At 41.7% G+C, this 12853-nt stretch carries 13 protein-coding genes; all 13 read right to left on the bottom strand.

All coding sequences use genetic code 11. The features are described from left to right. Positions 1–158: 158 nt before the first annotated feature. Complete coding sequence (locus V7K84_RS21785) at positions 159–1064, bottom strand: anthranilate synthase component II (RefSeq protein ID WP_334841081.1); 906 nt, start codon at positions 1062–1064, stop codon at positions 159–161. Between the two features lie 220 nt (positions 1065–1284). Then, positions 1285–2745 carry a hypothetical protein gene (locus tag V7K84_RS21780; protein ID WP_334841079.1) on the bottom strand — a complete coding sequence of 487 codons (1461 nt, stop codon included), beginning with the start codon at positions 2743–2745 and terminating at the stop codon, positions 1285–1287. Positions 2746–2868: 123 nt separating this feature from the next. Further along, positions 2869–3267: a hypothetical protein gene (locus V7K84_RS21775; RefSeq protein ID WP_334841077.1), complete on the bottom strand. Its 399-nt coding sequence runs from the start codon at positions 3265–3267 to the stop codon at positions 2869–2871. A gap of 322 nt (positions 3268–3589) precedes the next feature. Further along, complete coding sequence (locus V7K84_RS21770; RefSeq protein ID WP_334841075.1) at positions 3590–3955, bottom strand: TrkA C-terminal domain-containing protein; 366 nt, start codon at positions 3953–3955, stop codon at positions 3590–3592. A gap of 307 nt (positions 3956–4262) precedes the next feature. Next, a complete protein-coding gene (gene kdpC / locus V7K84_RS21765) occupies positions 4263–4901 on the bottom strand; it encodes a K(+)-transporting ATPase subunit C (RefSeq protein WP_334841073.1) in 639 nt (212 codons plus the stop codon). Then, on the bottom strand, positions 4901–5170 hold the full coding sequence (locus tag V7K84_RS21760; RefSeq protein ID WP_334841071.1) for a potassium-transporting ATPase subunit F: 270 nt from the start codon (positions 5168–5170) through the stop codon (positions 4901–4903). Before V7K84_RS21760 ends, kdpC begins: the two co-directional genes overlap by 1 nt. Positions 5171–5176: 6 nt before the next feature. Continuing rightward, complete coding sequence (kdpB, locus tag V7K84_RS21755; protein WP_334841069.1) at positions 5177–7237, bottom strand: potassium-transporting ATPase subunit KdpB; 2061 nt, start codon at positions 7235–7237, stop codon at positions 5177–5179. Continuing rightward, entirely contained in the window at positions 7141–7839 is a 699-nt protein-coding gene (locus V7K84_RS21750) for a hypothetical protein (RefSeq protein WP_334841068.1), read from the bottom strand. Before V7K84_RS21750 ends, kdpB begins: the two co-directional genes overlap by 97 nt. Then, positions 7802–9547, bottom strand: a complete 1746-nt coding sequence (gene kdpA, locus V7K84_RS21745; protein WP_334841066.1) for a potassium-transporting ATPase subunit KdpA — start codon at positions 9545–9547, stop codon at positions 7802–7804. The genes V7K84_RS21750 and kdpA overlap by 38 nt, the downstream gene beginning before the upstream one ends. 505 nt (positions 9548–10052) lie before the next feature. Then, the gene (locus V7K84_RS21740) at positions 10053–10604 is read right to left on the bottom strand and encodes a hypothetical protein (protein WP_334841064.1); all 552 of its coding nucleotides are present in this window, start codon (positions 10602–10604) and stop codon (positions 10053–10055) included. Positions 10605–10740: 136 nt separating this feature from the next. Continuing rightward, a complete protein-coding gene (locus tag V7K84_RS21735) occupies positions 10741–11586 on the bottom strand; it encodes an ADP-ribosylglycohydrolase family protein (protein ID WP_334841063.1) in 846 nt (281 codons plus the stop codon). A gap of 7 nt (positions 11587–11593) precedes the next feature. Further along, positions 11594–12142 carry an NUDIX hydrolase gene (locus tag V7K84_RS21730; RefSeq protein WP_334841062.1) on the bottom strand — a complete coding sequence of 183 codons (549 nt, stop codon included), beginning with the start codon at positions 12140–12142 and terminating at the stop codon, positions 11594–11596. A 68-nt stretch (positions 12143–12210) separates the two neighbouring features. Then, positions 12211–12726, bottom strand: a complete 516-nt coding sequence (folK, locus tag V7K84_RS21725) for a 2-amino-4-hydroxy-6-hydroxymethyldihydropteridine diphosphokinase (protein ID WP_334841060.1) — start codon at positions 12724–12726, stop codon at positions 12211–12213. Positions 12727–12853: the final 127 nt, after the last annotated feature.

Genomic DNA, 12853 nt, shown 5'->3' with positions numbered 1-12853 from the left:
GCACTAACGCGTCTCTACAGGTTGAAAATCAGTACCAAAAATCTTTATCCAAGGGGATTTGGATATAAATGTTAGTGTAAATAATCTTTAATAGTAGCCAGTTTTGTGTCGAGATAGCTATCCTCAAACACATCTCCATCTTTATTTAAGTCTTTGATTTAGGCAGATAATTTTTCATAACTATCAGCAGTTATTGCTTCTAATCCCAGAATGGGATACACATCTGGTTCAGATGTTCCGTGTATCGTCAGAAGCAGAGCGTCGATTAAGGCTTTGGCTTTAAGCAGCGTTTCCTGAAACTCCATCTCAGGCTCAGAAAGGGCTATAATTCCGCCACCAATACCAATAGAGGTTTGATTGGGAGTCAAAACAGCAGTCCGAATCACAATATTCAAATCGGCTGAATCATTCAACCCCAAAAAACCGATCGCACCTGAATAGACTCCTCGCGCCTCTTGTTCTAAGCGATCAATAATTTGCATGGTGCGGATTTTCGGCGCACCTCGAAAGTTTTCTAGTAATCTTTGCCCATATTCTGTACAAATAGACTCTGGGTGAAATTGTACACCCCAAAAAGGTAGATGCAGATGACGCAATCCCATCACCAATCCTTCTTCAGTCCAAGCAATTTTTTCTAGACACTCAGGTAGTTCATCAGCAACTAACAACGAGTGATAGCGCACCACAGAAAACTGATTAGGAATACCTTGAAATAATTCTGAATTATTATGATAAATTTTACTGAGTCTGCCGTGTCGAACTTCCGGTGCATGAATCACTCTTCCACCATATAAGTAGCCAAGTCCTTGATGCCCTAGACAAACTCCTAGCAAGGGCACATCCACATTCTCAATTATTTGGCGGCAGACTCCAAAATCTTCTGACCTTTCTGGACGACCGGGGCCAGGTGAAATCACAATGTTATCAAATGCAATTTCTTTCAATTCATCCCAATTAAGCCGATCGTTATAAATTACTAGAGGTAGTTCCCCATTTACCTCGGCAATCATCTGGTAAAGATTAAATGTATAAGAGTCATAGTTATCAATAATTAGCGTTTGCATACATAGTCCATTAGCTAGCACATAGAAGGTTTTTGCATCTAGAATAGCACCTAGATCGTAACAATTCTATGTGAGGCTGTGCTTTATTCATCTAGAGGCAATTCATGAATTGCCTCTAGATGTTGTAATTTGGCTTAAGTTCTATAGGCGCATCTTCAAAAAGAAAGGGTTTGAGAACATTTTCCCGGATGAATGATAGCTTGTTTGCCAAAGGTCGCATTTATACGAGAATGTCGCTCGATTTTGTGCCATTTCTAGACTTTACCTTCTTGTTTTTTACCCTAATTTGTGGTAAATCTTTTTTGTCTTTGTAAAAGTAACAGATTTCCACTAGAGTTGGCCATATTTCTAGAGAACCGTGAAATTGGCTAATGACATCATCGATAATTCTGGAAACATTTTGCTGAAAAAAGTCTGGTTCAAATCCATAAAATACTCTCGATAAATTCTCAGCAAATAATTGAAGAGACAGTTTACGTTCTTCATTCTGGGCAGATATTGAGGCTTTGATGACCTGTCTGTGGATAGCAGCGATTTTTTCCAGGATTTCCTCAGAGTCTTGTAAAGTGACTTCACCAGAGTAATCAAACTTGATTCCCAAATCATCAAGATGATAAACACTGCTTTTAATCTTCTTTTTCAGCAAGCTACATATTTCTTCATTAAATAGTTCGCTAGCTAAAGGATTACGCATATAGTTATTTCTAATGTGGTTTTGGACAGCATCAACGTGTGCAGCCACAATCCCTTCTTGCTGTATCCAAATTCTATAAATATAATCTTCAAACCTGAGTCGAGTGGGAAAAAATGGTGGTAAACCTAGCTGATTATCATATCCAGCGACTCCACAATCCATTCTCCAGTTTTTGTTAGTAATAACGGGTCGAAAATTGGTAAGAATATAAAAATCATTCAGATCATTTGGACTAATTTGATTTTCATCATTGAGATACATGTGAATAAAATCAAGTGTATCGATATCATTAGTTCCTGTGCGAAAAGTTTGGGCAATCTTAACGATCGCATTATTCAATACTCTCCCCTGTTGTAATAAAAGGCTATTTTCTCGAAAGTAACCTTTAGTTGTATTAGTTTCTAAATCCATTGCTGTATCAAGGACTAATTCTCCAGCCTCGAAGTTTTCTGGTACATGACTGGCTTTTTGACCTAGAACATCACCAAAAGCCGTGAGTAAGTCAAAAGATTTATGGACGTAGCCACCTTGTTGGCTAGACTTGATTAATTTTCCTCGACATATTTCATCACCTGATAAAGATTCTGGGCTAGTTTCAATTAATGCATCTGGGCGCATATCGTCATCTGCACTAACCATTAAATGTCCAAGGGTATACATCAGCGTGAAGTTGCGATTTCCGCCATAACTAGGTCGGAATAAGTTTTTGACTAGTGATTCTAGCTTGCGATCGCGCAGTCTTTCGTTTAAAAATGTAATAAATTGCTCTTTCTGTTGTGGCCCAACATAAAACACGTCATTGACTGTCTTAGTCTGCTCTAAAAGCGGATAATATTTCTCATGGTTGGCAATGGTAGAATCATCGAAGACGATAATTTTTAAAGCATGACCATTTGCCCAAAAATTCTCATCATACTTTTCGATGGTCTGTGCTACATCTCTCAGTCGATGAGTCGGAATAACAAATACTGTTTCTTTTTGTTTCATAAAACTTGTTTGGGTTTTTCAAATGAAGTTTTCAAGCTTCAAACTTTGTTTAAAGGTTGTCAGGTTAACACGGCATTGCTCTGATTACAGCTACATGAGAATTATATATAGTGAGAAACTCACCTATTTCGGGCTGTAGTCAGAACAATTGAGTGCTTGTTTTGTGAGAGCAGTAGTAGGATGTACTGCACACTTTAGGAAATAGTTATTGTTAAAAAATTGGCATTTTTTACAGGTATGTTGCTCTAAATGTTTGATGCTTACTATTTCGTCTTTATCTTGTGCCGCATTTTCTGGGGGATCTTCTAGTGCCTTGCAGACAGATGAAACGAGAAAAACAACAATTGCCCAAACTAACATGAAGGAAATGTGAGCTAAAAACACTGCTAAAAAGGGAATGTCTCCGTCATGTGGTTTGCTGTTACTATGTGTTGTCTTAGACAAATTAGCTTCAATCAGGGTGGACTGATGAACACTTTTTTGGGCGGATACATAAAGTCGGAAAAGCTCCGAAGTATGCATATTAATAACCTTTAGTTAGTCGAACTCAGATTTAGTAAAGTTAAGGAGGCAGGAGGGAATGGCACACTTGAAAAGCTGAAACCTCCTTGCTGGCAGGGTGTGGGAGGTGTGGGAGGATGGGGAGGCAATGCAGCATTTGTTGATATGCAGTTATTCAATTTCTCCTCTTTCTCCCCACACTCCCCACACTCAAAAATCTTGTTAGATCAGGGCTTTGCGATTAACAAGCGTGCCATTCGAGGCAGGAGGCAAAAATATATCTTCTTACTCTTGTCGCAAACTCGACCTGCCTTCTGCCTTTATTCGGGAAATATTCATCTGTTTAATAATATGTGGAATTGAAAGTACTTGATAAATCTGAGTAATCTGAATTAACAGATTGGCTGTCTGTTAGTCGAGCTTCCAATAAGCAACTATTCAGGGAATAGTAAACAGAATGGATTTTTTTAAGAGTCACTTTGAGAGCGGGAACCATCATGGGATGGGTTGCTATTGCTAAAATGTAATCTCCGGCGAAAATACTAGGATTATCTGTTGCTGAAATGACTTGAGTCTCTCTTAAAACTCCTAGAAAAACGCATTTATTCGGCAACTTAATATCACTTAAATTAATGCCACAGTAAACGCTATTATCTTCGATAAAAACACCAAACAGGCTTGGTTCTAAAGCTTTTTTATTTTTCAACACAAACAAAATGTTTTTTAACTCTAATAGTATTGTCCAATACTTTACGAGGAAAATCTGCTGTTGCAGAGATATATTTTGAAGATATATAAAATGTATTAAGTAAATCAAGGATGTGTTTATTAATTATCTAGACAGGTATATGTTGAGAGATATAGGTTTTATATATACCTACTAAAAAGCAGATTCTCGGCTTATTAAATTAAGTCGAGAATCAAACATTTAGATTTTAAGTAATCATTAAGGATTACTATAGATAACTATTCCGAATAGGAGGCATAGCAAGAATCAGCAGCACTCTCTCAAGCCTTTATCCCTTAATCTTATCCAGAGCTAAATTCAGCTTTAACACATTAACTCCAGGCTCGCCAAAGATGCCAAGAAAGCGCCCGTCGGTGTTTTGAGAAATTAAAGTTTCGAGTTGGTTCGGTTGAACTCCTCGCGTCTTGGCTACTCGTGCAATTTGCGCGATCGCAGCTTCCGGGGTAATATGCGGGTCAAGGCTGGAACCAGAGGTGTAAACTAAATCGCCAGTCGGCTGCACACCCGCTTTTTTCAGACGATTGAAGTCACCTTCAACTTTTTTGCTGGGGTCTGGGTCATCTTTACCTTTGATGCGTTCCATTAATGTGGGATTACTGGGAGCCAAGTTACTAGCACCGGAAACTCCAGTTTGCAAAACTCCCGCATCATCTTTTTTGGGATCGGCTGTGCTGTAACTCGTAGTACTGGGACGGCTGTTAAAATAGCGATCGCTACTAAAAGGTTGACCAATCAAAGCAGAACCGACAACTTGACCTGTAGCATTTTTCAGGAGACTACCGTTTGCTTGAAACGGAAACACAATCTGCCCAATGGCAATCATCGCAAAAGGATAAATAATCGCTCCAATAACCCAGAGTACTAAGGTAGACCGAACAGCTCTACCAGCTTCACGTGCAAAACTCATTAGAATTTCTCCGGTACAAACATTACAAAAAATAAATAGATAGAAAGCCCTAGTGTCGTCAGTCCTAACAATCCCAATCCCCAAGATTGACTGCGGGAAAGTTCTTCACCAGTAGCTGCATAGACCATAGGTGCAACCACTAGGTTGAAAGACATCGCCAAGAATAAATACAGTGGTAGCTTTTGTCTACGCCATTGACACCAGATTTCAGTTATTTCTTCTAATACTTGGGATGTAGCAATCGCGCGGCGGATCTGAATAGGTTTCATAGTAAATTAAGACAAAGGTAGGATAATATCTATCAGTTTGATGGCAATGAAGGGAGCAACGATACCGCCAAGACCAAAGATCAAGATGTTACGACGTAGCAGTTGATCTGCTGTTAAAGGTAAAAACTTCACCCCTCTGAGTGCTAGCGGAATTAGTGCCGGAATAATTAAGGCATTGTAAATCAGCGCCGAGACGATCGCAGATTGGGCACTCTTTAATCCCATAATATTAAGTGCGCCGATTCCAGCAGCGGCAAAGATTGTGGGAATGATCGCAAAATACTTGGCAATATCGTTAGCGATGGAGAATGTTGTCAAGGCCCCACGAGTAATTAGCAACTGTTTACCGATGGTTACTAAGTCAATTAGCTTCGTGGGATCTGAGTCTAAGTCCACCATGTTAGCAGCTTCTTTGGCAGCTTGCGTCCCCGAATTCATCGCCACACCCACATTTGCTTGAGCCAAAGCAGGCGCATCATTAGTACCATCCCCAGTCATTGCCACCAGTTTACCCTGGGATTGTTCCGAGCGAATTACTTCAATTTTGTCTTCTGGAGTCGCTTCGGCAATGAAATCATCCACCCCAGCTTCCTCGGCAATCACCGAAGCGGTAATTCGATTGTCACCTGTGAGCATGATCGTGCGAACACCCATGCGGCGGAGTTGGTCAAATCGCTCCCGCAAACCGGGTTTGACAATATCTTTGAGATAGATAACACCATAAATTTTGTCATCTTGGCAAACAGCTAAGGGTGTACCGCCTAATCGGGAAACTCGCTCATAAGCTGCATCTATATCATCAGGAACGTTACCGCCACGGGAACGGACAAATCCCTTAATGGCATCTACCGCACCTTTGCGAATTTGTTTGCCATCGGGTAGATTCGTGCCACTCATCCGGGTTTTGGCGGAAAATTCTACACCTTCGGCTTTATCAATGTTAAAGTCTACCCCAGCCTGGGACTTTTCTGCTAAAATCACAATCGATTTGCCCTCTGGCGTTTCGTCAAACAAGCTAGCAGCTAGGGAGACTCGTGCCACATCTATGATTGAGTGATTATCCAAGGGAATAAACTCATCAGCCATCCGATTCCCCAAGGTGATTGTGCCTGTCTTATCCAGCACCAAGGTGTTGATGTCACCGCAAGCTTCTACCGCTCGACCAGAGGTCGCAATGACGTTAAATTGAGCAACCCGATCCATCCCGGCGATACCGATCGCACTGAGTAAACCACCGATAGTTGTGGGAATTAATGCTACCAAGAGCGAGATGAGAATAGCAACGCTAGCACCCGCCCGCAAACTGTTTCCCGCCTCAACTCCAAAGGCTGTGCTGATAAAGCTAGCGATGTAGCCCACGAAGGGAGGCATTGTCGCCACCACAATTAAGAACACTTGCGTTAACACTGCCAACAATACCGTCAAAGCAATCTCGTTGGGAGTTTTGCTGCGTTCTGCTCCTTCTACCAAAGCAATCATGCGATCGATAAAGCCTTGACCGGGATCGGCACTAATGCGAATTGTCAACTCATCAGAGAGTAAGCGTGTACCGCCTGTCACCGAACTCGCAATATCTGTACCTGGTTGCTTCAATACCGGGGCAGATTCCCCAGTAATTGCCGACTCATCCACCGAGCCGATGCCTTTAATGACATCTCCATCGGCGGGAATCATATTATTGGCACTGACTTTTACCAAATCGCCCCGCCGCAGTTCTGTAGAATTGACTTTTACTATCGAACCATCGGGGAGGATTTTGTTGGCAACAGTATCCGATCGCGTCGATCGCAGTGAATCAGCTTGTGCTTTACCGCGTCCTTCAGCTACGGCTTCGGCAAAGTTGGCAAAAACGAGGGTGAAAAAGAGAATAAAGGTAATCAACCCGTTTAAGACGCGTTGTTGGTTAATATCTGCCTGGATTGTGCCAAACAGATTTGGGTTTAAGGTAACAAGCAAGGTGACAATTGTCCCTACCCAAACAACAAACATAACTGGGTTTCTGACAGTAATTCGCGGATCGAGCTTAATAAATGACTCACGAATTGCTCTCTGGTAAAGTCCCCGCATATCTGTTTTGGGAGTGTGTTTGCGCGAGTCACGAGTTCCAGATGGAATACGGGAGGAGGGAGAATCAGTAGTAATTGGCATACATTAAATTTTGAGCATGAGTCTTTGAAGTCTATGAACGGAGTTCTGAGGTCGATGAATGGTGTTCCGAAGTGGATGAATGGAGTTCCAAGGTCGATGAATGGAGTTCCGAGGTCGATGAATGGAGTTCCGAGGTCGATAAATGGAGTTCCGAGGTCGATGAATGGAGTTCCGAGGTCGATGAATGGAGTTCCGAGGTCGATGAATGGTGTTCCGAGGACGATGAATGGTGTTCTGAGGTCGATAAATGGAGTTCCGAGGTCGATGAATGGAGTTCCGAGGTCGATGAATGGTGTTCCGAGGTCGATAAATGGTGTTCCGAAGTTGATGAATGGTGTTCCGAGGTCGATGAACGGAGTTCCGAGGTCGATGAACGGAGTTCCGAGGTCGATGAACGGAGTTCTAACTCTCCTCTGCTCCTCTGCTCCCCTGCCCCTCCGCTCCTCTGCCCCCCTGCTCCCCTGCCCCTCCGCTCCCCACTCCCTAGCCGATACCTTTGGCAATAAAGAAAGCTTCACCAATGGGCCCCAATGCTAAGACTGGGAAGAATGTAAGTGCGCCCAGGATTAAAATCACGCCTGCGGTAACGCCTGTAAATAGCCCGGTATCCGTTCGCAATGTACCAGTTGTGTATGGAACAGCTTGCTTACGAGACATACTATCTGCCAAAAACAGCAAACCGATGATGGGAATATAGCGTCCTGCAATTAAACTGAAGCAGGTACTTAAGTTCCACCACAAAGCAGTTGCAGTGGTTTTTGCACCTGTAGCGATCGCCAAAGGAGACGGTTGTGAATCTCCTAAACCTTCAAAGCCAGAACCGTTGTTAGCAGCAGCGGACGCATATTCATAGATAACTTGAGCAAAGCCGTGAAAGCCGGGATTACTAATTCCTGATAGCTGATCGGGAAACGCCAAGGCGATACCTGCGGGAATCATAATTGCGATCGGGTGAACCAGCAAAATCAGGAAACTAGCAAGTACAACCTCGCGCTTCTCAATCTTGCGTCCGAGAAATTCCGGTGTGCGTCCCACCATCAACCCTGTAGCGAACACAGCCAGAATCAGATAAGCGAACAAATAAGCGGTTCCTGTCCCCTGTCCACCCCAAATAATTTGCAGGAACATATTGGAAAGGGTAATAAAACCACCGTTGGGCATGAAAGAGTCGTGTAAACTGTTGACTGCGCCGCACATCGTGCCAGTTGTACTTACCGCAAACAGCACAGATTGCGCCCAACCAAACCGGACTTCTTTACCCTCTAAATTCGGTTGCTGACTACCCAGTACTCCATTCACAGCCGGATTGCCGTTGTATTCACCAATGGCAGTAACGATGATAAATACTAAATAGAGAACGCCTACCATACCGTAGACTAACCAAGCTTGCTTAGTGTTATTCGCAAACAACCCATAAGTGTAGATTAGGGATGTAGGAATCGAAAGCATGGCGACAATCTGAATCAAGTTAGAAAATCCGTTGGGATTTTCAAAGGGGTGTGCCGAGTTGATGGCGAAAAAGCCGCCGCCATTTTCCCCTAATTGTTTGATAATTTCAAAATGAGCAACGGGGCCACGAGCGATCGCCTGACTAATATTCGGATCTTCCAAGGTAGGAAATACAACTGCACCCCCCAGAGTTTCGGGAACGCCAGCTGCCATTAAGACAATGCCACCGACAAGACAAATAGGCAGTAAAATTCGGGTAATCGAGCGAATTAAATCTACATAAAAGTTGCCCAACGATCTACCCGTCAATCCCCGAATAAAGGCTATCCCCACCGCTAAACCAGTAGCAGCAGAAGTAAACATGTGATAACCAAGTCCCCACATTTGGCTACCATAGCTCATGTAGGTTTCACCAGAATAGTGCTGTTGGTTGGTGTTAGTAATAAAAGAAATAGTCGTATGCAGCACTGTATCCCAAGTTGGGGCATTTATCTTGGTTGGATTTAATGGCAACCATCCTTGATTAATGATGATGAAGAAAATCAGTAACCCCATTGCGACGTTACTGTATAAGATTGCCCGTCCATACTGCCAGCCAGTCATATTTTCTTTGGTTTTAACGCCAACCAAAGAATAAAGCACTCGCTCAACCGGATTCAAAATCGGATCGAGAAAAGTACTTTGCTCTAGATAGACCCACGCCATATAGCGCCCAAAAACAGGAGTAATTGCTACTACAATTAGTAGCGTTAATACAATTTGAATCCATCCTTCTAGCATGAGTTAATCAAACTCCAATCTAAGTAAATTTGAGATCAATATCAGATATTTTCTTGTTATGAATCGGAAATATTTATGAAGTATATTGGCATGGTTATTAACCAACCAATCTATAGTTATGGGCTTTCTCAATCAATCATGGAGCTTTTTTTGAAAGAACACAAGGTATAAATTGATATTTAAACTAGGCTATATAAGGAATATATGTTTCTATCTATAAGAGTGTTGCTCTCGATATATATCTGCAAATATAGAAGGACGGCTAAATACTAAACAAATAGCTATTTGACACTAAAACTAGCTGAGTCTTTGAGGATTACAGTAATTTTCAGCTTTCTTGACTACGTAGGGAATGAGTAAGAACCTTAAAAAGGTGGTTGTCAACTGCAACGATACAAACAAAACCACGATTTACGCGCAATTCGTCAAAAACCTTCATTTATTAAATCACTTTCTCTACAAAATGCTACGCTTTGCTTCTTTAAATATTTTACAAAACACCAAATTAACCTAAATATGGATATTTGCTAACATTACATTTCAATAATTGCATCCAATATTTTGTAGCGTTTTTTTGAGTTATTTCTATATCGCGCAAATTATGACCTTTGCCGATATTTAACATATAATATGTCAGTAGTAGAGCTGCAAATAAATAATTTAAACCCAAAGGTTTTAAATGTTGCAAAAACAGGTGATATATAACTTGAAGTTTCTGTCTATGGCGAAAATGTATCCACCATTTTGTTTGATGTTCGGCTATATTTTTTTGTAGACCTAATATAGCCTCAATCTCTATAAATTTATCTTTGACTTGATTATAAAATTTTATTTCTTTTTCAATTTCTCCAGCCTTATATGATAAATCAGCATCATCAGATAACTGATAGGCTTCACTAATTAAACGACCAACATTTTCTGCTTTTTGTTGGTCATATCCAAGTTTAATATATATTTCAGTTGCTGCTTCTGCCAATTCAGCAAATTTTTCAGCATCATGTAGCCAATATATTTTTGTTTGTAGTTCTCCTAAAGTAGAAGCTAGAGTATGATTCATCAATTTGGCTTGAAATATGCTTTCGATTATCTAACTTAAAATTAAACACTAAAATCTAGCCTTTTGAGCATCTGAACTCAACTCGCTCCAAAATTAGAAAATTAAGATTACCTAGTGCTACTCTGATGTATTAGATTTAGCCGATCTTTTTACCCACCAAACTCATTAACTGCTTATCCAGTTCGATGAGGTAATCTCTACCGTAAGCTCCATTCTCTAACCCAGTGACAAGATGATTAGGAATGTCTTGAGTAATTTCCTCGCTACAAGAACCAGCAGCCAAAGCGATCGCGGCTACTGTATCTACATCCCCAGTAAAAGCGATACAATCTTGTAAAAGTTCGCTCATGCTGTCATTACGCATCACCGCAGTAATCGCTGCTCTGACACTCATCCAGCCTTTGGACTTGACTTTACCTTCCCACGGTTTATTCCACTCTCCAGATACATAATTTTCCAGAAACTGTCCTAATTTGCGTTTTGCTCCCAGTCGATAGATGAAATAATGCGACATTAAGGCAGCCGCAACGGCAGCATTGATCCCATCGGTTGTATTGTGGGTAATTGCCGCTTGAATTGTTGCTGCCTCAATGACTTTTTCTGGTGTGAGATAGATGCCAATGGGCGCTGCACGCATTGCCGCCCCACTTTTGTCACTATCAGGGTTAATTTTGGTTAAAAACTCTTCCCCATCCTGAATTTCTAGTAGAAAATGGTAGAATCTTCGAGCATAACCTTCTCTTCGATCGCGTTTAAAAGCTCTAACAAAACTATCGGCTAAAACTTCTGGCGTCCACGGTGCTTGAGCGACAATCACTTCTGCAATGGCAATACTCATCTGGGTGTCGTCGGTGTAGCTGCCAGGATTGAGTCGAAACCGCGGATGTTCAACGTATCGACTCAAATCGTTGTTAGCGATCGTTTCGTCTGCATATTCAAAGCCTGCACCGTAGGCATCTGCGATCGCTAACTCTAACAGCATAAGGGTATTAAATTAAAAACGGACGCGCCAGAAAAAAGCTAGAAACTGATTTAGCATCTACCGACTCTCCCTCCAGAATAGCTTTTTCTAATTCTTCAGGAGTCATAAATACAGTTTCGATATCTTCGTCTCCATCTTGTGGTGGTGGTGTCTCCAGCTTTTCTAAATCTCGCGCCAGAAAAGCATAGATAATTTCATCAGAATAGCCAGGAGCTAGGAAAAATTCGCCTAATTTGTCCCATTTTTGGGCACTATAGCCAGTTTCTTCGGCAATTTCACGCTGTATTGTTTCTAAAGGCTGTTCATTTTTTTCCAATGTCCCCGCCGGAAATTCTAATATCCGTCCCTGAATTGCAAAACGGTACTGGCGCACCAGTATAAGTTTACCTTCCGCTGTCACTGGCACAGCTAACGCACCGCCAGGGTGACGAATACATTCCCATTCTCCTTCCGATTTATTCGGCAAACGCAAGCGATTAACTTCAAAATCAAACTTGCGTCCTTTATGAAACAGGCGTTGTCTCAGCAGTTGTGGTAATTCTCTACCTAATGGCATAGTAAAATCTGATTATCTGTGAATACAGAGGCAAAATCAGTGTTCTTCTGCTTTTAAGGATGGTAATTTTAATTGTCCATCCATAAATCTACATCAGAACAGTCTACCTCTTTCAGCAGCTCTTTAATAACACACCCGGAAACTGGTTCTATCCAATCTGGGGCAATTTCTGCCAGTGGGACTAACACAAAGGCGCGATCCCGCATTCGTGGGTGGGGAATCTGGAGATTTGGTGTATCCAAAGTAATGTCATCATATAATAACAAATCCAAATCTAGGGTTCGTGGTCCCCAGCGTTCCTGACGCACGCGCCCAAATTGTTGTTCAATCCCTAACAAAATTTCTAATAACTCCTGGGGGAGTATTTCTACCTGCAATGTGACGCAGCCGTTGAGGTAATCTGGCTGTGGTGGCCCGACAGCTTTGGTTTGATACCAATGGGATTTGGCTTCTAAAACAATACCTGGCGTTTGGGCTAAAGTCTCTATAGCTGCTTCTAAAATTCTCTGGGAATCGCCAATATTACTACCAAGAGAAACGGCGCTTCGTCTTAGCTCTGCTTCGTCGTAGCCCGATGTAGACATTATACTTTCCTGAAATAAGCCGTTTTCGGGCTGTCTTTGCGGATATTTGTCAATAGCTTTTATATTCGCGGTATTTATCAAAACTGCAACATTTTTTACAAAACTAAATTAACCAAATTTAAAAAAC

It is taken from the genome of Nostoc sp., assembly GCF_036917315.1.
Taxonomy (GTDB): Bacteria; Cyanobacteriota; Cyanobacteriia; order Cyanobacteriales; family Nostocaceae; genus Nostoc.
This window is presented reverse-complemented; position numbering and strand designations above follow the sequence as displayed.

What these genes read in the sequence shown, in the direction of transcription:
- V7K84_RS21785 (WP_334841081.1), bottom strand. Translation starts at nt 1,064, where the DNA reads ATGCAAACGCTAATTATTGATAACTATGACTCTTATACATTTAATCTT.
- V7K84_RS21780 (WP_334841079.1), bottom strand. Translation starts at nt 2,745, where the DNA reads ATGAAACAAAAAGAAACAGTATTTGTTATTCCGACTCATCGACTGAGA.
- V7K84_RS21775 (WP_334841077.1), bottom strand. Translation starts at nt 3,267, where the DNA reads ATGCATACTTCGGAGCTTTTCCGACTTTATGTATCCGCCCAAAAAAGT.
- kdpC (WP_334841073.1), bottom strand. Translation starts at nt 4,901, where the DNA reads ATGAGTTTTGCACGTGAAGCTGGTAGAGCTGTTCGGTCTACCTTAGTA.
- V7K84_RS21760 (WP_334841071.1), bottom strand. Translation starts at nt 5,170, where the DNA reads ATGAAACCTATTCAGATCCGCCGCGCGATTGCTACATCCCAAGTATTA.
- kdpB (WP_334841069.1), bottom strand. Translation starts at nt 7,237, where the DNA reads ATGCGGGGACTTTACCAGAGAGCAATTCGTGAGTCATTTATTAAGCTC.
- kdpA (WP_334841066.1), bottom strand. Translation starts at nt 9,547, where the DNA reads ATGCTAGAAGGATGGATTCAAATTGTATTAACGCTACTAATTGTAGTA.
- V7K84_RS21740 (WP_334841064.1), bottom strand. Translation starts at nt 10,604, where the DNA reads ATGAATCATACTCTAGCTTCTACTTTAGGAGAACTACAAACAAAAATA.
- V7K84_RS21735 (WP_334841063.1), bottom strand. Translation starts at nt 11,586, where the DNA reads ATGCTGTTAGAGTTAGCGATCGCAGATGCCTACGGTGCAGGCTTTGAA.
- V7K84_RS21730 (WP_334841062.1), bottom strand. Translation starts at nt 12,142, where the DNA reads ATGCCATTAGGTAGAGAATTACCACAACTGCTGAGACAACGCCTGTTT.
- folK (WP_334841060.1), bottom strand. Translation starts at nt 12,726, where the DNA reads ATGTCTACATCGGGCTACGACGAAGCAGAGCTAAGACGAAGCGCCGTT.